Raw genomic sequence first — 21,265 nt, 5'->3', positions numbered from 1 at the left:
TCTTCGGTCTAGGCAAGACCCACCGAGCGCGCCCAGGCGCGCCAGAGTTCGGGCCATGCCTCGACCGGCTTGCCGATCGTGCCGCGCAGGCCGAAGCCGTGGCCGCCCTGCGCGAAGAGGTGGGTTTCCACCGGAACGCCTTGCGCCTTGAGCGCGGCGCGCAGCCGCAGGCTGTTGTCCACCGGAACGGCGGGATCGTCCTCCGCGTGGAGCAGGAAGTGCGGCGGCGCGCCTTTGGGAACCGTGCGGTCCGGTGAGTGCGCGGCCTCCATTTCCGGCGTGGGAGAAGAGCCGAGCAGCAGCCTGCGCGAGCCCGCGTGAGCGACGGCGGGGTCCATCGAGACCACCGGATAGATCGGGGCTGCGCAGAAGGGGCGGGCGGAAAGCCTGTCCGCCGCGTCGACCGGCTTGTAGACCTGGGCGTCGTAGCGGGTGGAGAGGCTGGCGCAGACATGGCCGCCGGCCGAAAAGCCCATGGCGGCAACACGCTCCGGCTGCACGCCGTAATCCTTGGCGCGGTGGCGGATCAGGCGGATGGCGCGCTGGGCATCGGCCAGCGGCACGTCCTGCCGATCGGCCCAGCCCTCGCCCGGCAGGCGGTAGAACAGGACGAAGGCGGTGAAGCCGCGCGCGGCGAGCCAGCGGGCCATCTCGTAGCCCTCCTTGTCGATGACGACGAGGGCATAGCCGCCGCCCGGCGTGATGAGCACGGCCGCGCCATTGGGGCGGTCCGGCCGGAACACCACCATGCGCGGGCGGGTGGTCCCGGTAACGGAACGGTCGTTGACCTGCCCGTTGGTGGAGCGTTCGGTAACGGTTTCCACAGGAGGAGTGGCGGGCATTCCCGGCGCGCCGCGGGGCCACAGGTCGATGGTCTCGCCGGGTTCGGGCAATCCCGCCGGCGGAGACCGGGTGCTGTCGAAAGGTGCTGCCGTCTGCGCTTGCGCGGTTCCAGCCGTCAGCCCCGGCAGGAGGCCCGAGGCAAGGGAAGCCGCCATGAACGATCGGCGGTCGATGGTCATGGCGGCTTCCTCTTCGTTGCTTTCAGTTCACTTCATTCGGCATTGCTGCCGGGCAAAGGTCAATACTTGAGGCGCGCGCCGAACAGGATGGTGCGGCCGAAGTGGTTGTTCTCGTAATTGCGCTGCGCGTAGATGTCGTTGGTGCGGTAGCGATATTCGTCGGTCAGGTTGTTGCCGTCGATCGACAGTTCCATCCATTCGGTCGCCTGATAGCGGATCGCCGCATCGACGCTGGTGTACGAACCGTAACCCTCGAAGATATTGCCGGTCGCGCTGGTGGCGTCGCTGAACGGGCCGCGATAGCTGACCGAGCCGCGGATGCTGAACTTGCCGTCGTCGTAATAGAGCGTGGCGTTCCAGGCCTTCTTCGACACGCCCAGCAGAGTGTTGTTGTAGATCGCCGAGACGCCGGAGAGGCCGCAGGCATTGGTCGTCGGGTTGCGGGTGCAGGCGGAAACGGCCGGACCGGTGATCTGGTAGTCGGCGCTGCTGTCGATGAAGGTGGCGTTGCCCTGGAAGCCGGTGTGGGTGAGGATGCCCGGCAGGAAGGTGAAGGGCAGTTGCAGCGCCAGTTCCACGCCCTTGAGCGTCGCGCCCTTGCCGTTGACCTGAGCGGAGACGATGTACTCCTGGTTCGGGTCGTAATCGATGTAGGCAGGCGTGCTCTGCCCCAGCACGTCGCGGCCAAGGCCGAGCTGCGGCAGCGTGGCGGTATAGGTGCCCGCAACCGGGAAACTCTCGATCTTCTTGATGAAGCCCGCCACAGAAACCAGCGCCTGCGGTGCGAAGTACCATTCCACTGAGGCGTCGAAATTGGTCGCCCGGTAGGGGTTGAGGAACGGATTGCCGAAGGTCACGCGGTAGTTGAACCCGTCGACCGAGCCGCCGGGGTTGAGGTTGCCCAGCGAGGGGCGCGTGATGACCTTGGCGATCGCGCCGCGCACGATCACGTCATGGCGCGGGTAGAACGCGATGTTCATTGCCGGCAGCCAGTCGTCGTAGCTGCGCCCAACGGTCGCGGCTACGCCTGCGGTGTAGCCGGTCGAGGTCTGCTTGGTATGGGCGTAGCGAACGCCGGCATTGCCCGCGAATTCGAGGCCCAGGATATCGCCCTTGACGTCGAACTGGAGGTAGCCGCCCGAGGTTTCCTCGCGCACGCGGCGATTGTTCCCGAGATCCTCGACGGCCGTACGGGCATAGAGATTGGTGTAGTTCGCCGCCTTGTCGATGTCGGCCACGATCCACGAACTGGTGGTGCCGCCCGGCTGTCCGGCGTCACCGAGATTGATGAGGCGCGAGATGTCGGAGGTGACGGGCAGGCCGTAGACGCTGGACGAGCAGGTCACCTGGCCCAGGATCAGGTCCGGCTGGCCGTTGGTGGCGCAGGCGGCGGTGTCACGCTGGAACAGCTGCGTACGGAAGTCGTAACGACGCCAGACGCCGCCCGCCTTCACGGTGAAGCCGTCCGCCATGTCCCATTCGGTGCGCAGCTGGGCGGTCTTGAACTTGTTCTTAACGTAGGACGGACGGTCGCGGATTTCGGCGAGCTGGAAATTCGCCGGATTGGTCACGTCCAGACCGTAGTTCAGCACCGGCGACTTCATGTCGGAATAGTCGAAGTCGAAACCGTTCGCGTTGCGGTTGTCGTAGGCGAAAGTGGTTTCCACCGGGATGTCGGCGTTCGACTGCGAGAAACCGCCCAGCGCCGTGAAGCGGAAGGTGTCGGTCACGTCCTGGTCCCAGGTCGCGCCGAACTGGTAGAATTCGGTCTCCGACTTGCGCAGGTAGCTTTCGGTGCGGACCCAGGCATTGTCGTAAGTGCCTGCGATCATCGTGCCCTTGTCGTCGTAGACCGGGTCCACGAGGTTGAAGCGGCGTTCGTTCGAGCGGGCGAGGACTTCCAGCCACTGTTCCGAACGGTTTTCCTTGAACGAGGAATAGAGGCCGTCGATCGAGAGCTTGGTGCGGTCGGTCGGTTCGAACTGGATCGAGCCGGTCAGGCCGAGGCGGCGGCGATCATGCTCGACCTTGCCGTAGCGCGGGATGCGGGCGTGGAACGAGAGCGCTGCCGCGTCGCAGGCTTCGGAAGGACGGTAGCCGCCGCCGGAGTTCACCGGGTTGCCGCCGGTCGGGCCGACGTCCGAATAGAAGCAGGGCGTGCCGTTCACCGAGTTGAAGTAGGCCTGCGACCAGCGGACGGTGTTGTTGCCGGTTTCCAGCGTATCGGTGTGCGAATAGGCCGCCGAAAGGTTGACGCCGAAAGTGCCGGCATCGTTGCGCCAGGACAGCAGGCCGGCAAGGCGCGGGCCGACGTTCTTGGACAGGTCGTTGTAGGAACCCTGCATGTTGAGCACGGCGGAAAGACCGGCCTTGCCCGCCAGCGGATTGCCGGTGTTGAGATCGACCACCGCGCCCAGCGAGCCTTCGTCGAGGCTGGCTTCGGCGGTCTTGTGGACCACGAGGCTGCTGAACAGTTCCGAGGCGAAGACGTTGAAGTCGAACGCGCGGTCGCGGTTGGCGGAAGCGCCGTCGGAGCTGGTCGCGATCGTTTCGAGGCCGTTCACGCGGACGCGGGTGAACTGGGCGCCAAGGCCGCGCACGGTGATCGCCCGGCCTTCGCCGCCGTCACGCTGGATCGAGATGCCGGGGATGCGCTGGAGCGATTCGGCAAGGTTCTGGTCAGGGAACTTGGCCATGTCCTCGGCGACGACGGCATCGACGGCGCTGACGGATTCGCGCTTCACGTTGAGCGCGGCTTCGAGCGACTTGCGGAAACCGGTCACGATGATTTCCTGCGCGGCGGTGCCGTCTTCCGTCGCGGTCTGGCCTGCGGCGGCGGTATCCTGTGCGAAGGCTGCGTGCGGCAATGCCAGCGCACTGCCCGCGACGAGAGCTGCCTTCAGTAGCGAAATCCTCGAAACATGAACCTTGGAAATATTCAGGCGCATGATCACTCCCCCTGTAGCCGTTGTGGCCTTCATGGCCGTTTTGGCCAATTGATACCGGTGTCAGAGGTGTTCGCGCCTTTGGCGCTTCCCTTCTCCGGCACCTGCTCCCGGCGTCTTGCAACGCCATCCTCCACGCCTTGTCGGCGCACGTCTTCCGAACCGCGTATCGTCGTTTCATTGCGACCGTCAGTTCGTTCTTGCCGGTCTTGGTAACCGGTGTCATTAGTTATTGCCGCAGGGACAGCGCCCTGTCAAGAACCCCTGTGAGAAGCAGGTCAACGGGAGAGCACAGTGAAAGAAAAGAGGCAGATGAGCCGTCTTACCCTCACGGTTTCGGCCGCAATTCTGGCGATTTCGGCGGTCCCGCAGCTGGCCGGGGCGCAGGCTGCAGACCCGACCCGGGGCGGCGACGGCGGGCGAATCATTCGCGTCACGACCCTGGCCAAGGACGGCCCCGGATCGCTCAGGGAAGCGGTCGAGGCGAAGGGCAAGCGCACCGTGGTGTTCGAAGTGGGCGGGGTGATCGACCTTGAACGCTCGGTCATGGAAATCGACGAGCCCTACCTCACCATCGCCGGGCAGACCGCGCCTTCGCCGGGCGTGACCATCGTTCGCGGCGGGATCGATCTCAAGGGGCACGACGTCAAGATCAGCCACCTTCGCGTGATGACCGGGGTGGACGGCCAGCCCAAGCTTTCCGGCTGGGAAGCGGACGCCTTCTCCACCGTTGCCGCGCATAACGTGGTGGTGGAGCATTGCAGCTTCTTCTGGGCGATCGACGAGAACATGTCGACTTCCGGGCCGCGTTTCAACGGCAACACCGTGAAGGAATGGCGCACGGCGACCAGCCATGACGTGCTGTTCCGCGAAAACCTCGCAGCCGAAGGCCTGGCCGATGCCAGCCATCCCAAGGGCGAGCATTCCAAGGGCTCGCTGGTGCACGACAATGCCACCGGCATCGTCTTCTACCGCAACGTCTGGGCCCACAACATGGAGCGTTCGCCGCTGGTGAAGGGCGGGGCGCAGGTGCTCATGGTCAACAACATGATCTACGATCCCGGCCACCGCGCGGTGCACTACAACCTGATGAACCTCGAATGGGCGGGGCATCCCTATGTCACCGGCGAGATCACGGCCGTGGGCAACGTCATGCGTGCGGGCAACACCACTGCGCCGGGTCTGCCGTTCCTGACGCTGGGCGGCGACGGCGATCTTGCCTGGTTCAGCAAGGACAACATCAACGTGGATCGCTGGGGCAATCCCGCGCCGATGCTGGGCCGCTACGGCGTGACCAAGGCGAAAGTGATCGAATCGCCGCAGCCGCTCGCCAGCCTCGATGGCTACAAGGTGGTCCCGGCCGCCGATCTCGAGACCGGGCTGCTGGCATCGGTCGGCGCCCGCCCGTGGGACCGTGCGCCTGACGATATCCGCGTGCTGTTCTTCGTCGCCGAAGGACGCGGCGAGGTGATCGACGACGAGAAGGTCGTCGGCGGCTATCCCCATCCGGCGCCGACTCGCGCCGCCTTCGTGGAGAAGGACTGGAACCTTGCGACGATGACGCCGAAATCGGGGATTTATCCGGGCCAGAAGGCAGGGGCGCAGGAAAAGCTCTCTGCCCGCGACAAGGAAATGCGCGAAGGGGCCGCGAAGTGATCGCGGCCCTGCTGCTGATGGCCGCATCCGCCACGGGCGCGCCGCCGATGGCCGTGATCGATGAGAAGGACACCGTGCGCGAGGAAGCCCCTCCGCACGGCGCCATCGGCATGAGCACGGCCTACCGCATCTCCGATGCCGCGCCCGCGCCGCGCACGATGGAATTCCGCCGCCGCGTGCTTCACAAGGGGGCGGCGATCGGCGAGCATCCCATCGCGCATGACGAGGTGTACTATGTGCTCTCGGGCGAGGGTGAGGTGGTTTCGGACGGAAAGCGCGCGGCGCTCCGGCCGGGGATGACGGCCTATCTCTACAACGGCGCGGTCGTCGGCATCTGGCAGAAGGGCGACGAGCCGCTTTCGCTGGTGATCGCCTATCCCAATCCGCCGGGTTCCGCCGGGAAGAAGTGAAAGGGTGCGCAGGGGGGGCATCGCGCTCCCCTGCGCTCTTGCGGCGGCTTCAGGTTCCCGGCTGCACATAGGGCGCCGTGGCCCACAATTCCCGCTGCCAGCCGCGCGGGTCGTTCTCCACGCGGACATTGTCCCCGAACACCATGGTCTGGCGGGAGGGCAGGGCGTAGGCCGCCCAGTCCGCGATGCCCGGCCGTCCTGTCCTGGCGAGCCCGGCGAAGGCCCCCATCATCGCCTTGCTCAAGGCCTGCGCGCCTGCGTCCGTGCCTGAAAAGCTGCCCGGCGCATCGAGCGTGCCGAAGACGTAGGGAATGTCATCGGTATGCGCCGCGCCGCGCAGCGGATCGACTGGAGAGGGGCGTTCGAGCTGATAGACCCAGGTTTCCCGCGCACCTGCCTTCGCGCGTTCGTCGGCCTCGATGACTTGCCCCGGCCATGAGCGACCCGCCGTGGTGGCGGCGTAATAGACCTGTTCGACGCTCCAGCCCGGCTCATGGGCGCGGTAGTGGTCCACCACCCATTGCGGGTCGAGATCGATCTTCACCTCGCGGCTCATCCGCTCGGCCAGGTTGCCCCAGTCCAGCCCCTTCAGCTTGCTGCCGCGCGGGTCGAGGAAGGCGCGGGTTTCATCGTGGGTATTGCCCAGGATCATCGGCACGCCGAGAGACTGCGGCGCGGCGTCCGGCCAGAACGGATGGCGCGGCAGGTTGGTCATGTCGAGCACCGGGCCGAAATAGACCGGGCCGCCCATGACCGGATCGGTGGCGCCAAGGCCCTCCACCAGTCGTTCCACGGGCATCGTCCGCAAACTCTCCACATCGCCGGGCGCCAGCTTCAGCGCCGCCATGAGCGCCTGCGTGCGGGCCCAGGCGTGCATCGGCCCGTTGGCCTGCACCTGCTGGCCGCTCATGGTGGCGGCAGTGTGGAACAGCCCTTGCGCGGCCGGCATGGCCATGAGCGTGGCGATCTTGGCGCCGCCGCCCGACTGGCCGAACACCATGATCCGTGCCGGGTCTCCGCCGAACTGCGCAATATGTTCGCGCACCCATTGCAGGGCGAGGATCAGGTCGAGCTGGCCGAGGTTGCCGCTGTCGGCATAGCGGGCGCCGAAAGGTCGCAGCCAGGCATGGCCCAGCGCGTTGAGCCGGTGATTGACGGTGACGACCACCACGTCGCCCCCGGCCGCCAGCTTCGCGCCGTGGGTAAGCGGATCGGTGACCGAGCCGGTGGTATAGGCGCCGCCGTGGAAGTAGACCATGACCGCGCGCTTCGCGGCGGGGTTCGCTTCGGGTGTCCAGACGTTGAGGAAAAGGCAGTCTTCGGACTGACGCTCGCTACCGGAGCCGCGCTGCGGGCAGATCGGCGCGAAGGTCCGGGCTTCGAGGCGCGGACCGGACCAGGGTTCGGCGACGGCGCGGGCAAAGCGCGGCGCGCGGCCGTAGCGGATGCCCTTGAAGGCGAGCACGCCCTGTTCGGCAAGGCCGAGGTAGCGCCCCGCCACCGGGCTGTCGGCACGCGCGGAGGGGCGGGCGAGAAGCGGCGCAGGGGCTATCGCGGCAAGTGCCGCGGCGGACTTTACGAGAGTGCGGCGCGTGATGTGTCTGGCCGTCATGGCAGTGCCTCTTCCCCCGGCGCCTTCCCGGATCATGTCCGGGGCGACGCAAACGCATCAGCTTCCGGTCACCGCCGCACGTCGCCCCCGGCGATCGAGAACGCTTCCAGTTCCGCCCGGCCGATCAGGCTCATGTCGCCGTGCAGCGAATGCTTGAGCACCGTATAGGCGAGGCCGGCATGGGCCATGGCCGAAAGGTCGCCGCCTTCCAGCCACTGGTGCAGCACGCCCGCCGCGAAGGCATCGCCGGTGCCGATGCGATCGACGATGCCGGTCACGTCGGCCTCGGCCGTCTGCACCGCGCCGTCGCGGCCGTCCACGCGGGCGGCGATGCGGTGATGCCCGGCGTTGACGACATGGCGCGCCGTGGAGGCGATGATCTGGAGGCCCGGGAAGGCCGCGAAGGCGGCCTCGGCAGCCTCGCGGCGGCGGTCTTCACCGTCGCCCGAGAAGGTGCCGCCCAGCAGCAGCGAGATGTCGCGGTGATTGCCGATCATCACCGTGGCCGCGCTGACCAGTTCGGTGAGCACTTCGCGCGGGTTGCTGTCCCAGCTTTCCCACAGCAGCGCGCGGTAATTGCCATCGAAGCAGATCGGCACGCCGGCTTCCTGCGCGGCGCGCACCGCGGCCCTGGCGAGCGAGACGCCGCCCGGCCCGAGTGCGGGCGTGATGCCGGAAAGGTGCAGCAGCCGCGCGCCGTCCAGCGCGGCGGCAAAGTCGAAATCGTCCACCGAGGACTGCGCGAAGGCACTGCCGGCGCGGTCGTAAGTGATCGCGGAAGGACGCAGCCCGGCGCCGGTTTCGAGGAAGTAGAGCCCCATGCGGCCCGGCCCGGAGGTGACGCCGGAAAGGCCGATCCCCGCCGAGCCCAGCGCGGCGCGGGCCTTGTCGCCCAGCGGGTTGGCGGGCAGGCGCGAGACCAGGCGGACCTCGTGGCCGAGCGAGGCGAGCCCCGAGGCGACATTGGCTTCCGCCCCGCCCACCACCATGTCGAGCGAATCCGACTGGACCACGAGCCGTGCATCATGCGTGGCGAAACGGATGAGAACTTCGCCGAAGCAGGTAACGTGGCCAGTCATAGTCTTGGTAATCCTCAGCGCGCGAGCCAACCGCCGTCTACGGCGAGGACGTGGCCTGTAACATAATCCGCAGCCGGGGAAGCAAGAAACACGGCGGCGCCGGCGATGTCGCGGGGATCACCCCAGCGGCCGGTGGGAATGCGCTCCAGGATCTGGCGGTTGCGCGTCTCGTCGCCCTGAAGGGCTGCGGTGTTGTTGGTGGAGATGTAGCCCGGAGCGATGGCGTTGACCTGCACGCCCCTCGGCGCGAGTTCGTTGGCCATGGCCTTGGTCACGCCGCCCACGCCCGACTTCGCCGCCGCATAGCTCGGCACGCGGATGCCGCCCTGGAAGGTGAGCAGAGAGGCGATGTTGACGATCTTGCCCCGGCTACCACCAATGGCGCCCCGCTCCACCATGCCCTTCGCCGCTGCCTGGCTGAGGAAGAACAGGGTCTTGAGGTTGGTGTCCATCACCGCGTCCCAGTCCTCTTCGGAGAACTGCAGCAGGTCGTCGCGGCGGATGATCCCGGCGTTGTTGACGAGGATATCGATCTTGCCGAGCCCGGCCACCGCTTCGTCGATCACGCGGCCCACGGGCTCGATCGAGGAGAGGTCGGCCTTGATGTTCACGCACTTGCGGCCGGTCGCTTCGACCAGCGCAATGGTTTCCGCCGGTTCGCTGCGCCCGGCAAGGGCCACGTCGGCGCCGGCTTCGGCGAGTGCCACGGCAATAGCCTGTCCGATCCCGGTGTTGGCGCCGGTCACGAGCGCGGCCTTGCCTTCGAGGCTGAAGGAAATCGCCATAGTCTGTCCTGTCCCAATCTGATCGTGCCGGCGGGTGCGGTTTCGCACCGTTGGCTCCGCGTTCGGCATCGACTTCGTCGTTGCGGGCGTGGCTCCGTCGCTCCGCTCCCCGCCGGTGACGAGGGGCGCGACGGAGCCGCGTCCGAACGGATACCCTACTGAAGCTGGCAGATATCCAGCACGTTCATGTCGGTATAGTCGAGGTTTTCCCCGCCCATGGCCCAGATGAACGCGTACTTCTTGGTGCCCGAACCCATGTGGATCGACCACGGCGGGCTGATGACGGCCTCTTCGTTGGCGATCACGATGTGGCGCATCTGGTCGGGCTCGCCCATGTAGTGGAAGATGCGGTCGTTCTCTTCGGGCAGTTCGAAGTAGAGGTAGATCTCGCTGCGGCGGTCATGAAGGTGCGGCGGCATCGTGTTCCACACCGAACCTTCTTCCAGCACGGTGAGGCCCAGCAGCAGCTGCGCGCTTTCGCAGACGCCGGGGATGACGAGCTGGTAGATCGTGCGCTGGTTCGAATTGGCCAGATCGCCGCGGGCCAGCGGGTTCGCTTCGGCCAGCGTGATCAGCTTGATCGGGCAGGCCTTATGCGCGGGGACCGAGGCGATGTAGAAGCGCGCGGTCTCACCCTCGAAGATCACCTCGTCCGAGCCCATCGGCACGTAGAGGCATTCCTTGTTGCCCACCTCGAAGCGCTGGCCGTCGACCGTGATCGCGCCGGGGCCGCCGATGTTGGTGATGCCGGCTTCGCGGCGCTCAAGGAAGGGCTTGCCTTCCGCGCTCTTGGGAACGGTCTGCGCGGGCAGCTTGAGCGGACCCTGCGAAGGCACCGCGCCGCCGATCACGAAGCGTTCGTTGTGCGAATAGTTGAGGTTGACCTTGCCGTCCTCGAACATGCCGCCGACGAGGTAGCGATCGCGCAGTTCCTCGTTGGAGACGCACTCCATCATGTCGGGATGGGTGGCGTGGTAGGTCTTGCAGAACACGGGGGCTCTCTCCCTTGTGGAATTCAGTTCCGTATGGTGGGACGCTATTGCGTTTCAGGTCAAGTCTTATCCGGCTTTGGTAACCGGTGTCAATGTCCTGCGGGGCGTGTTTGTCCCCATGTGCCTGAACCGCGGCGCTCAGCGGTCCGGGGAGGGCGGCGCCACCGAGGCGCGGCGCACGAGGTCCGAGAGGAACAGCGATGGCTGCGAAGCGGCGCTGGCCGGCTCGATCAGCTTGCGGGCGGCGGCGGTCGCCATCGGCACGATCGGCCAGCGCACCGTGGTCAGCGGCGGCCAGATATGCGCGGCGATGGCGGTATCGTCGAAGCCGATGATGGAAAGCTGCTCGGGCACCGAAATGCCCTTCGCCCGCGCCGCATGAAGCACGCCGGCGGCCATCTCGTCGTTGCTGGAGAAGATCGCGGTGGGGCGCGGTTCGGCGGACAGCAGGCGCTCCCCCGCGGCAAGGCCCGATTCGAAGCGGTAGTTGCCCCGCGCGGTGATGGCCGGGTCCGGTTCGAGGCCGGCGCCGGCAAGCCCGTCGGCAAAGCCCAGTTCGCGCTCGTGAGCGGAGCGGAAGCCTTCCGGCCCGGCGATGAAGCCGATGCGCTTGTGGCCAAGGCTCACCAGCCATGCCACCGCCTCGCGCACGGCATGACGGTCGTTCGAGGCGACGAGGTGCTTGTCGTCATCCAGACGGGCCGAACCCATGCGGACCAGCGTGCAGCCAAGCTCGCGGCAGACGGCGGCGAGGCCGTCGTTCTCGGAGATCGGCGGCAGCAGCAGCACGCCGTAGAGGCGCTGCTGCTCGATGAAGCGGCGGATGTCCTCCAGCATCGTGGGGGAATGGCGATCCACGGGGCGGACCACCAGCGCGAACTCGGTGTCGCGGATCGCGTCCAGAATGCCTTCCTGCACGCCCAGCACCATCTGCGCGTTGGGGTTGTCGTGGATCAGGCCGATCAGGAAGTTGCGCCGCAGCGCCAGCGCGCGGGCCTGCGGGTTGGGCACATAGCCGATTTCGGCGATCACCGCTTCGACCTTCTCGCGCGTGGCCTGGTTCAGCAGGGGCGACTTGTTGATGACGCGGCTGACGGTCTTCTTCGACACGCCGGAGAGCCGGGCGACGTCGTTGATGGTGGGCTTGGCGTCGCGTTTGTGTTCTTCCGGCATCCTCGCCCCTTTTGACGGACCGCTTGCGGTTTCGCCGATCTGTTGTCAGCCGCTTGCCTTCTTGCTTGCGGAAAGGCAAGATGACACCGGTTTCCTTTTCTTGGAAGTCCTCAATTCCGCGCTAACTCCGGTCCTACGATGCCTTCAGAAATCCCCGCCTCGATTCGTATCCACCCCCGCGACACCGTGGCCGTCGCGCTGCGCCCGCTCGCCTCTGGCGAAGTGGTGGACGGCCTCGCGCTGCGCGAGGACGTGGGGCAGGGACACAAGTTCGCCCTCGCCGATATCGCGGCAGGGGACACGGTGGTGAAGTACGGCCAGCCGATCGGCCGCGCCACGCAGGCGATCCCGGCGGGCGGCCATGTCCACACCCACAATGTGGAAACCGCGCTGGCCGGCGAGCTCGCCTACGCGCCCCACCCCGGCGAAGCGCAGGCCCATGGCCCGCGTGCGGGAACCGACCTGACATGGCAGGGCTATTTGCGCGCCGACGGCCGCGCGGCGACCCGCAACGAGATCTGGATACTGCCCACGGTCGGCTGTGTCGGCATGACCGCCGAACAGGTCGCCCGCGAGGCGCAGGGGCGCCATGCGGCGCTCATCGCGGCGGGCCGGATCGACGGTGTGCATGCCTTCGCGCACCCCCACGGCTGCTCGCAGCTTGGCGACGATCTCGACGGCACCCGCGCCCTGCTCGCCGGGCTTGCCGCCAGCCCCAATGCGGCGGGCGTGCTGCTGCTTGGGCTTGGCTGCGAATCCAACCAGCTCGATGCGCTGGTTGCGGCGGTGCCGGTATGGGCGCGGTCCAAGCTGCGGATGCTTTCCAGCCAGTCCGCCGGGAACGAGATCGAGGAAGCGGGCCGGCTGGTGGACGAACTGGTCGAGGAAGCGGCCGGCGCCCGCCGGGTCGAACTGCCGCTTTCGGCCCTGACCATCGGGCTCAAGTGCGGCGGTTCGGACGGCTTCTCGGGGCTCACCGCCAATCCGCTGCTGGGGCGGCTTTCGGAAACGATCTCGGACGCGGGCGGCAAGGCGATCCTCACCGAGATTCCCGAGATATTCGGCGCCGAACAGGCCCTCCTGGACCGTGCGACCTCGCGCGAGGTGTTCGAGGCGGCGGCCGGCCTCGTGAACCGTTTCAAGCGCTATTATCTCGACCAGGGCCTGCCGGTTTCGGAGAACCCCTCGCCGGGCAACCTTGCGGGCGGGATCACCACGCTGGAGGAGAAATCGCTGGGCGCGGTCCAGAAGGCGGGCTCCGCGCCGCTGTGCGATGTGATCGATTATGGCGGTCAGGCCAGCGTGCCGGGCGTCACCCTGCTGGAGGCGCCGGGCAACGATGCGGTGTCCTCCACCGCGCTCGCCGCTTCGGGGGCGACCCTGGTGCTGTTCACCACCGGACGCGGCACGCCGCTGGGCTTCCCGGTGCCGACGGTGAAGGTCGCCTCCAACCGCCGCCTGTCCGAGGCCAAGCCGCACTGGATCGATTTCGACGCCTCGATCGCGCTCGATCTCGGGCAGGACGCTGCCGATGCCGCTTTCCTCCAGCGGATCTGCGCGATCGCCAGCGGGGAGGCCACGGCCTCGGAGCGCGGCGGCCAGCGCGCCATCGCGGTCTGGAAGCGCGGCGTAACCCTCTGAACGGCTGAGGCAGCACCCGCGCGGGCAAGTATCGATTTGCTTATGACACCGGTTTCCTTTAACGACGAAATCAGAACAACGAAGGGTTTGGGATGAGTTCGACCGAGCAGGCTCCCCACGAACAGGCACACGCGGTTGCGAGTGCATTCGTGGCGGCACGACGCGAGAAACGCGCATTGACGATCTACCCCGGAGAGGCGCCTACCGACCTGTCGGGCGCCTATGCCATCCAGGACCGCGCCATCGGCCTTGACGGCCGCACGGTGGCCGGCTGGAAGGTCGGCAGGATCAACGCCCCCGAAGACGCGCGCCTCGGCGCGAACCGGCTGTCCGGGCCGATCTTCGCGGATAGCGTGGTCACGGCAAGTTCGGGTGAAGCGCCCGAGATGCCCGTCTTCGCGCAGGGCTTTGCCGCTGCCGAGGCCGAATTCCTCCTGCATGTCGCGCCCGGCTGGAACGGCACGGTGCCGGCGGACGACGCGGAGACGCGCAAGGTTCTCGATGCCGTCCATATCGGCATCGAAGTGGCCAGCTCGCCCTATCCCGGCATCAATGCCGACGGCCCGCCGGTGACGATCTCCGATTTCGGCAACAATGCCGGCATGGTCGTTGGCCCGGCCCTCGAAGGCTGGGAAACCGCCGCCTTCGAGACCATCGGCGTCCGCTTCGAGATCGACGGCGAAACCATCGCCGAGGCAACCACGGCAACGATGCTCGACGGCCCCCTCGGCGCGGTGCGCTTCCTGCTGGCGAACCTTTCGGCCCGCGGCATCGATTGCAGCGGCGGCACCTGGGTTTCGACGGGCGCGGTTACCGGGGTCCACCCGGTCGTGCCGGGGCAGGGCGTGACCGCGCACTTCGAAGGCCATGGCAGCGTGAGCTGCCGGATCGCGGCGGCGGTGCCCGCCTGACAGGACAGATCGATCGGCAGGCCCACAAGAACGCCGCCGAAAAGGGAGCAGGATCAATGGATGCAGGTATCGCTGGAACGGCCAAGGTAGACCGGACCGGCCTTCACCCCACCGCCGGCCGCTATCGCTGGACGATCGTCGCGCTGCTCTTCGCGGCCACGGCGATCAACTATATCGACCGCCAGATGATCGGCGTGCTCAAGCCGACGCTGGCGGGCGAATTCCACTGGAGCGAAAGCGACTTCGCGGAAATCGTCTTCTGGTTCCAGCTTGCCTACGCCATCGGCTACCTCTCGTTCGGCAAGGTGGTCGATGCACTGGGCGCGCGGCTGGGCTACACCATCGCCATCGTCATCTGGACGGTGAGCCACATGGCGCACGGCTTCGCTTCGGGGCTGACCTCGTTCGCCGCCGCCCGCTTCGGCCTGGGGATCGGCGAATCGGGCAACTTCCCGGCCGGTATCCGCGCCGTGACGGACTGGTTCCCGCAGAAGGAACGCGCCTTCGCCATCGGCCTGTTCAATGCCGGGGCCAATGTCGGCGCCATTCTCACGCCGCTGATCGTGCCGCTGCTGGTGCTCTGGTTCGACTGGCGCATGGCGTTCTTCGTCACCGGCATCTTCGGCGTGCTGTGGCTGGGCGCATGGTGGGCGATCTATCGCCATCCCGGCGAGCATGGCCGCGTCACCCCGGCCGAACTCGCCTGGATCCAGCAGGACCCCGCCGATCCGGTCGAGAAGATCGGCTGGGCGCGCCTGCTCACCGTGAAGGAGACCTGGGCCTATGCGCTCGGCAAGTTCCTGATCGACCCGATCTGGTGGTTCTTCCTGTTCTGGCTGCCCGGCTACCTGTTCGAGCGCTATGACCTCGATCTCAAGACCTTCGGCCTGCCGCTGGCGGGGATCTACCTGATTTCCGATCTCGGCAGCGTCGGCGGCGGCTGGCTGTCCTCGAAGCTCATCAAGGCGGGCCGCACGCCCAACTTCGCCCGCAAGATCACGATGCTGATCTGCGCGGTCTGTGTCCTGCCGATCTGGTTCGCGCAGAGCATCGACAGCGTGTGGTCCGCGGTGCTGGTGATCGGGCTGGCCACGGCGGCGCACCAGGCGTTCTCGGCCAACCTCTACACGCTGCCTTCCGACGTGTTCCCGCGCGGTGCGGTGGGCTCGGTGGTCGGCATCGGCGGCACCGTGGGCGCTTTCGGCGGCATGGGGATGGCGCTTTTCGCAGGCTACATCCTCGACGCCACGCACAGCTACGAAGTGCTCTTCGCGATCTGCGCCAGCGCCTATCTGGTGGCGCTGCTGGTGGTCCACCTGCTCAGCCCGAGACTGGCGCCTGCCCAGGTCTGACGGGGGCAGGCCCTGACAGGCCGGTCATCGCGAGAAGGAAGCGGGGGGCCTTGTGCCCCCCGTTTTGCATCTTCAGTCGCGGACGTTCTTCGCCTCGATCGTCTCGCCGGGGAAAATCCCGGCAATGGCCATCGCCGCGCCGAGCTTGGAGAGCGTTTCCAGCATGTCGCCCACGCTGTCCTCGGAAATCACCAGTTCCAGCGTGTCACGGGTTTGCTGGGCGCCCCGGTCACGCAGCGAGGTGATGAGTTCGAGGATCACAGCCTCGTGCTCGGAAACGTGGCTGCAGGCCATCGGGCAGAACGCGAAGGTTTCCAGCGCGTCGCGGTTGAACAGCAGCATCGCGCGGTGGAAGGGCTGGAGGCCGCCGATCATCCGCCACTTGGCGAAAGCGGGGGCCAGAGCCTGTGCCGGGCACTGGCGGCGGCCCAGCGTAGTGACCCAGGCGCGCATGGACCAGACGAGGAAGCGGCAGCCCTCGTCGAGCGAATTCAGGGGGCGATCGACGTACTGATACATGCCTGGTTCTCCATGGGCTTGTATTTGCGAATGATTATCATTAGCTATGTGTACGCAGCTTGTCTTGCCCGTCAAGCCTGCACCAAGGACCTAGGGCCGGCGCTTGTCATGGGGCGCCTGCCTGCCCTTCCTGTCGACTGGGCCGGGGCGATTTCACGCCATGCGCGAGAAACCGCCCCGGCCCATTTTTTACCCTGAAATCCATAGGTTTTCCCTCGGTTCTGCCGGGGATATACCGGCATTTTCCACAGGACTGTCCACGCGGCCGCCGCCGACGAGCCGTGCAGAAAAACGGGTGATATTCCACGCATGAAAAGGCCGCCGTCCGGGTCGGACGACGGCCTGCGAATCGGGGTGATTCGGGAGCGATTCGAATCGCCGAATCGGGAACCCGCAGGCGCCCGCCTTCGGCAAGGGCGCCTGCGAATCGCGCCTCTAGCGGTAGTCGAAACCGCCCTTGGGCTGAATTTTCAGGGAATTCTGCTGCATCGCCGTCATCAGATAGGCACCGATCAGCATCGGAAGCTCCAGCATCTGCATCTCGTCCCAGGTCTTGGCCAGCACGTCCCAGGTCGAATCGCTGACGCAGTGGTCAGCCACGAGTTCCTCCACCGCGCGCAGCATGGCCGATTCGTGTTCGCTCCACCCCGGAGCGGCGGAACCGGCGATCACCCGGTCGATATCCTCGCCATCGATGCCGAACGCCTTGCCGATATCCACATGTTCGCACCATTCGAACGGCGCGCGGGCCAGCAGGGCAAGGCGCAGGATCATCAGTTCGCGTTCGCGGCCGGGGATCGTGCCCTTTGCTGCCAGTTCGATGCCAAGGACCATCTGCCCCTTGAACATGCCGGGATGGCGCAGGGTGATGAGGCTGACATCGGGGAAGGGGCGGCTTTCGGGAATGTGGAAGGCGGCGCGAATCGCGTCGACCTGCTCCTGCCCCTCGGGGCTCACCTCATCGAGCCGCAGCGGCGTGTAGCGCGGCCCGCCGAGGATCGTCTGCGCTTCACGCGCGGCGGCGTCGAACTGCACCGGGCCGCTGATTACTTCGCTCATTGTTGTCACCTGTGGTTTGGCCCCTGGTCGGGCCCGTGGTTTGAGATGCGTCATGCCGCCTCGTCGAACGGGGCCCAGCGCTCCATCCGCGCGAGATATTCGCCGAAATGTCCGCGTATCGCGGCGGGTTCGAGCCCGAAAAGCGCCGGATCGGGCTTGGCCATGCGCTCGCCGCTCTCGTTCGAGGTCCACCACACGGCCATCGCCCGCGCGAACTCGGGGGAGACCGGCTCGCCCAGCCAGTCGTAAAGGCCGCGGACCTCGCCGATCGGATCGCGGAGCATCGCGCGGAAATGGATATCGTGGAACCGATGGTCCCCTCCGGCATCGCGAAAGGCGATCGCGCGCCGCATCGCCTCTGACCAGCACCGCAGGTTGAGCTCGCCGAGATAGCCATGGTCGAGCGTGTCGCTGAACTTGCCGATGATGTCGGCATAGACGGTGGCCACCGAGAGGATCACCTCGCTCGGATCGCGATGCGTCATGACGAAGCGGGCATCCGGATAGGCCGAAACCAGCGCATCCAGATAGAGCATGTGCGTAGGGGCCTTGAGCCGCCAGGGACGGGTGGGCTGGCGCCACTGGAGCAGTTTCAAGGTGCGTTTGTGGTAGGCGTAGGTGCCGTTCAGGTCGGCCTGCATCAGCCAGTCGGAATAGCGGGGAATCCGGGCAAATGCCTGGAAGATCTGGCTCTTGAAATCGAGCGCCATGAGGTCCTGGCACTCCATGGCGCCATCGATCCCGCTGGGGGTACGGGTGCCGCCCTTGAGGTTTTCGTCGGCGGTGCTGGCGGAGACGCCGCGGCGCGGATCGGGGCCTTCGACGGTGCCGGGCGGCGGGCAGGGGCGGCTGCTTTCCCAGACGCGCAGGTAGCGGATCGCCGGGTCGCTGGAGAGCAGGTAGGACAGCGCCGAGGAGCCGGTGCGCGGCAGGCTCACCCCGAACAGCGGTGCGCGGATTTCCTCGTCCTCGATCTCGGGATGGCGGCGATACCAGTCCTCGATTTCCAGCCGCTGCTTGAGGTGAAGGACGATCCGCTCGGCAAGAGCGCTGGCGCCCAAGGCATTCAGCTGCGCTTCGCGGTTTAAGGAATCGACAAGAATTTCAAGGCCTTCGCGAAATCCGTCGTCACCGAAATCGTCAAGGCCGGTTTCCGTTCGGGCCCGGTCGATCAGGTCCCTGTATCCCTGGATCCCCCCCTGAACCATGCGTTCCATCGGCTTTTCTCCCCAGCGCCCGGTTCTTGCCGGATCGGGGCGGCACTATGCGGGGGGTGAGAGCGCGGCGCCAACCGCCGTGGCGATGAAACCGGCCGGTTCAGCCCCGCGCCGCCCGCACGGCCGCGCCGCCTGCGAAGGGGGCGATGGCGAGCAGGACGAGGCTGGCCGCCGCCGTGAGCGCGAGGCCGCTTTCTCCGCCCGTCCCGAGGCTTCCTGCGCCGAAGATCAGCACCGGAACGGCCATCGGGATGACCAGCAACCCGCCCAGCGCTGCACCGCCGCGCAGCCCTGCCGTCAGGGCTGCGACGGTGACGCCCAGCGCCGCAAGGCCGGGGGTTCCGGCCAGCAGGCCGATCTCGACGAGCAGCAGGGTATGCCGCTCCAGCCCCAGCAAAGCCCCGGCAGGCAGGGCGGCGAGCATGAGCGGGGGGCCGAAGCTCAGCCAGTGAGCGAGCACCCGCACCGCGATCACCAGTTCCTCCGAAATCCCGCGCAGGGCCCATTGGTCGAATAGGCCCATCTCGATGTCCGGCTCTACCAGCCGGTCAAGCGGCAGGATCGCGGCGAGCAGCGCCGCCACCCAGATCACCCCGCCCCCGGTCCGCGCCAGCAGCGGCGCGTCGGGGCCGACGGCGAAGGGATAGAGCATGGCGACCGAGAGAAAGAACAGCACCGGCAGCAGCGCCCCGCCGCCGCGTCCGCCCAGCAGCAGACGGGCAAGGTCGCGCCGCAGCAGGGACCAGAAACGCCCGGTCATGCAGCGTACTCCGCCAGCGCCAGACCGCGCATTCCCGGCAGCGCGAAAGGCTGGTGCGAGGCGATCACCGCGATCCCGCCGGCCGCGCAATGCTCGGCGGCGAGCGTTTCGGTGAGCGCCGCGGCATGGGTGTCCAGCCCGTTGAGCGGCTCGTCGAGCAGCCAGATCGCAGCCTTCTGTCCGAGCAGCCGGACCAGGGCGGCGCGCTTCTTCTGCCCGGTGGAGAGATAGCGCACCGGAACGTCGAGAAGCCCCGCGAGGCCGAGGCGGGTGAGATGATCGGCATGCGCCCCGCCCGGCCGGTTGCCATCATCGGGGCTGGCGTCGATCCGCCGCCAGAATGCGAGCGCCGCGCCAAGGGTCTGGCCGGGATCCAGCGCCGGGCGTTCGTCCACCAGGCCGATCGCGCCGCTGGTTGCCACTCGTCCGGCATAAGCCGGCGCCAGACCCGCAACGATGCGCAGGAGGCTTGATTTGCCGATGCCGTTGCTGCCGGTCACCTGAAGCGCCTCGCCGTCCTCAAGCCGCAAGGAGACGCCGCGAAACAGCAGCCTGTCGCCGCGACGGCAGGCGAGATCGTCGATCGCGATGGAGGCCCCTTGCATGGGCTGACGCGATAGTGGAAAGGCCCTCCAGTGCCAAGTTGGTCAAGGCTCTTTTCAGGGCCGAGTTGCCGCCGATGGAGCCTTTCATCATGTCGATTGCCCGCCTCACCGATACCGAACTGCGCGAAGCGCTGGCCGGATTGCCCGCCTGGCACTTGCGCGAGGACGGTCTTGCCATCGTGCGCAAGCTGAAATTCGCCGACTTCAACGAGGCTTTCGGCTTCATGACCCGCGTGGCGATCCAGGCGGACAAGGCCGATCACCACCCCGAGTGGTTCAATGTCTACAACCGCGTCGAGATCACGCTGACCACGCACGATGCCGCGGGCCTGAGCCGCCGCGACGTGGAACTGGCGCGCTTTATCGACGCTGCCGCCCCCGACGCCTGAACGGTCGGGGCGGATGTCGCCGGTGTCCGACGAACGCTTCCTGACACGGCCGCTTTCGGTCGTGCTGGATTTCGTGCGTTTCGGCGCGGCACTGCTGGTCGCGGTGGGACATGCGGTGCAACTGGGGCTCTATCACGGCTGGTTCCCGTTCGGCGTGCGGATGCAGCATTACTGCGTGATCGTGTTCTTCGTGTTGTCCGGCCTCGTCATCAGTACTTCCGTGCTCGGCGGTCGCTCGAACCTGCCGCGCTACGCGGTGGCGCGAATCTCGCGCATCCTGCCGGTTGCGATCCCGTCGCTGATCTTCAGCACGCTTGCGGCATATCTGCTGGCCGGGCCGAGCCCGGTACGGATGGACAACAGCCCGGAAGACGCGCTGGCAGTGACCAGGCAGTTGCTGGCGCCGCTGACCTTCATCAGCGCCTGGCCCGGCGTGGCGGGGCCGGTCTGGAATCCGCCTTACTGGTCGCTCTGCTACGAGGTCTGGTATTATGCGATCTTCGCGTTGGCGGCGTTCCTGCGCGGCTGGTTGCGCGTGATTGCCGTGATCGTCGGCTGTGCGGCGGCTGGCGGGGCGATCCTGCTCCTGATGCCGGTCTGGCTCTTCGGTGTCGCGCTCACACACACGCCTGCCGCGCGGCGTCTCCCGCTGGCGGCGGCTCCGTTTCTTCTGGTCGCGGCGGTCTGGATGGCGCTGGCCTTGTTCGAGATAGACCGGGAGACGCTCAATCCGCTGCTGAAGGCGTGGTGGCCGGGGGACGCCGAATGGTCGCAGTGGGCGCTGTCGGACCTGTTCATGGGCGTGGTCATGACCACCGCGCTTGCCGGTGTGCGCCCGCTCGCGAACCGGCTGGCGAAACCGGTCATGCGGCTGGAAACGGCCGCGAAGACGCTCGCCGGTTTTTCATTCACCCTCTACCTGTTCCACTGGCCGCTGATTCAGCTTTTGCGGTCATGGGGCATCGAGGCCGGGCGCAGTTTTCCGGTGTTCGCCGCACTTGTCGGGCTGATCGTGCTCACTTGTGCGGCCATCTCGATCCTTACCGAGCGCCAGTCGCCAAAGTTGCGGCGCTGGATGGAGGAGCGCTTTCCCCGTGCCTCTGCGCCGGTTGTTACCATCCCGGCCTAGGCGGCGTGC

The 21,265-nt window shown here is 67.0% G+C and carries 19 protein-coding genes; 7 read left to right on the top strand and 12 right to left on the bottom strand.

Annotated features, from left to right (window positions below; genetic code table 11):
* Positions 1–8: 8 nt before the first annotated feature.
* Both ACLIMP_RS15470 and ACLIMP_RS15465 read right to left on the bottom strand, forming a co-directional pair.
* Positions 9–1,022, bottom strand: coding sequence for an alpha/beta hydrolase (locus ACLIMP_RS15470; RefSeq protein WP_324696601.1), 1,014 nt, complete (start codon positions 1,020–1,022; stop codon positions 9–11).
* Between the two features lie 59 nt (positions 1,023–1,081).
* Positions 1,082–3,970 (bottom strand): TonB-dependent receptor, encoded by a 2,889-nt coding sequence (locus ACLIMP_RS15465; protein WP_324696600.1) that lies wholly within the window; start codon positions 3,968–3,970, stop codon positions 1,082–1,084.
* A gap of 309 nt (positions 3,971–4,279) precedes the next feature.
* Here ACLIMP_RS15465 and ACLIMP_RS15460 point away from each other — a divergent pair, with 309 nt between their 5' ends.
* The gene (locus tag ACLIMP_RS15460) at positions 4,280–5,623 is read left to right on the top strand and encodes a pectate lyase family protein (protein ID WP_324696598.1); all 1,344 of its coding nucleotides are present in this window, start codon (positions 4,280–4,282) and stop codon (positions 5,621–5,623) included.
* A gap of 17 nt (positions 5,624–5,640) precedes the next feature.
* The gene (locus ACLIMP_RS15455) at positions 5,641–6,033 is read left to right on the top strand and encodes a cupin domain-containing protein (RefSeq protein ID WP_221937061.1); all 393 of its coding nucleotides are present in this window, start codon (positions 5,641–5,643) and stop codon (positions 6,031–6,033) included.
* 49 nt (positions 6,034–6,082) lie between these two features.
* On the opposite strand, the gene ACLIMP_RS15450 is transcribed toward ACLIMP_RS15455, so the two are convergent.
* From ACLIMP_RS15450 to ACLIMP_RS15430, 5 genes are all read right to left on the bottom strand, one after another.
* Entirely contained in the window at positions 6,083–7,645 is a 1,563-nt protein-coding gene (locus ACLIMP_RS15450) for a carboxylesterase/lipase family protein (RefSeq protein ID WP_324696595.1), read from the bottom strand.
* A 68-nt stretch (positions 7,646–7,713) separates the two neighbouring features.
* Positions 7,714–8,724, bottom strand: coding sequence for a sugar kinase (locus ACLIMP_RS15445; RefSeq protein ID WP_324696593.1), 1,011 nt, complete (start codon positions 8,722–8,724; stop codon positions 7,714–7,716).
* Between the two features lie 14 nt (positions 8,725–8,738).
* A complete protein-coding gene (gene kduD / locus ACLIMP_RS15440; RefSeq protein ID WP_054439183.1) occupies positions 8,739–9,509 on the bottom strand; it encodes a 2-dehydro-3-deoxy-D-gluconate 5-dehydrogenase KduD in 771 nt (256 codons plus the stop codon).
* A 155-nt stretch (positions 9,510–9,664) separates the two neighbouring features.
* Complete coding sequence (gene kduI, locus ACLIMP_RS15435; RefSeq protein ID WP_054439186.1) at positions 9,665–10,501, bottom strand: 5-dehydro-4-deoxy-D-glucuronate isomerase; 837 nt, start codon at positions 10,499–10,501, stop codon at positions 9,665–9,667.
* Positions 10,502–10,639: 138 nt separating this feature from the next.
* Positions 10,640–11,674: a LacI family DNA-binding transcriptional regulator gene (locus tag ACLIMP_RS15430; protein WP_054439188.1), complete on the bottom strand. Its 1,035-nt coding sequence runs from the start codon at positions 11,672–11,674 to the stop codon at positions 10,640–10,642.
* A gap of 138 nt (positions 11,675–11,812) precedes the next feature.
* On the opposite strand from ACLIMP_RS15430, the gene ACLIMP_RS15425 reads away from it, so the two are divergent.
* The 3 genes from ACLIMP_RS15425 to ACLIMP_RS15415 all read left to right on the top strand — a co-directional run bounded on the left by ACLIMP_RS15425 (position 11,813) and on the right by ACLIMP_RS15415 (position 15,578).
* Positions 11,813–13,315 carry a UxaA family hydrolase gene (locus tag ACLIMP_RS15425; protein ID WP_324696589.1) on the top strand — a complete coding sequence of 501 codons (1,503 nt, stop codon included), beginning with the start codon at positions 11,813–11,815 and terminating at the stop codon, positions 13,313–13,315.
* Between the two features lie 92 nt (positions 13,316–13,407).
* The gene (locus tag ACLIMP_RS15420; protein WP_324696587.1) at positions 13,408–14,226 is read left to right on the top strand and encodes a 2-keto-4-pentenoate hydratase; all 819 of its coding nucleotides are present in this window, start codon (positions 13,408–13,410) and stop codon (positions 14,224–14,226) included.
* A 56-nt stretch (positions 14,227–14,282) separates the two neighbouring features.
* A complete protein-coding gene (locus tag ACLIMP_RS15415; protein WP_054439196.1) occupies positions 14,283–15,578 on the top strand; it encodes an MFS transporter in 1,296 nt (431 codons plus the stop codon).
* Positions 15,579–15,650: 72 nt separating this feature from the next.
* Here the strand turns inward: ACLIMP_RS15415 and ACLIMP_RS15410 are convergent, their stop codons facing one another.
* From ACLIMP_RS15410 to ccmA, 5 genes are all read right to left on the bottom strand, one after another.
* Positions 15,651–16,097, bottom strand: coding sequence for a hypothetical protein (locus ACLIMP_RS15410; RefSeq protein WP_054439199.1), 447 nt, complete (start codon positions 16,095–16,097; stop codon positions 15,651–15,653).
* A gap of 435 nt (positions 16,098–16,532) precedes the next feature.
* Positions 16,533–17,156, bottom strand: coding sequence for a carboxymuconolactone decarboxylase family protein (locus ACLIMP_RS15405; protein WP_324696585.1), 624 nt, complete (start codon positions 17,154–17,156; stop codon positions 16,533–16,535).
* A 50-nt stretch (positions 17,157–17,206) separates the two neighbouring features.
* The gene (locus ACLIMP_RS15400) at positions 17,207–18,373 is read right to left on the bottom strand and encodes a sulfotransferase family protein (RefSeq protein WP_292636829.1); all 1,167 of its coding nucleotides are present in this window, start codon (positions 18,371–18,373) and stop codon (positions 17,207–17,209) included.
* Between the two features lie 100 nt (positions 18,374–18,473).
* Positions 18,474–19,133, bottom strand: a complete 660-nt coding sequence (locus ACLIMP_RS15395; protein WP_054439205.1) for a heme exporter protein CcmB — start codon at positions 19,131–19,133, stop codon at positions 18,474–18,476.
* Positions 19,130–19,738, bottom strand: coding sequence for a heme ABC exporter ATP-binding protein CcmA (ccmA, locus tag ACLIMP_RS15390; RefSeq protein ID WP_324696581.1), 609 nt, complete (start codon positions 19,736–19,738; stop codon positions 19,130–19,132). The genes ACLIMP_RS15395 and ccmA overlap by 4 nt, the downstream gene beginning before the upstream one ends.
* Positions 19,739–19,827: 89 nt before the next feature.
* Here ccmA and ACLIMP_RS15385 point away from each other — a divergent pair, with 89 nt between their 5' ends.
* Together ACLIMP_RS15385 and ACLIMP_RS15380 are read left to right on the top strand one after the other, a co-directional pair.
* Positions 19,828–20,127 (top strand): 4a-hydroxytetrahydrobiopterin dehydratase, encoded by a 300-nt coding sequence (locus ACLIMP_RS15385; RefSeq protein ID WP_185996790.1) that lies wholly within the window; start codon positions 19,828–19,830, stop codon positions 20,125–20,127.
* 22 nt (positions 20,128–20,149) lie between these two features.
* Positions 20,150–21,256: an acyltransferase family protein gene (locus ACLIMP_RS15380; RefSeq protein ID WP_324696579.1), complete on the top strand. Its 1,107-nt coding sequence runs from the start codon at positions 20,150–20,152 to the stop codon at positions 21,254–21,256.
* Positions 21,257–21,265 lie beyond the last annotated feature (9 nt).

The sequence above is a fragment of the Novosphingobium aeonii genome, assembly GCF_052279045.1.
GTDB lineage: Bacteria > Pseudomonadota > Alphaproteobacteria > Sphingomonadales > Sphingomonadaceae > Novosphingobium.
Note: the sequence above shows the minus strand (reverse complement) of the source record. Positions and strands in the feature narration are given on the sequence as shown.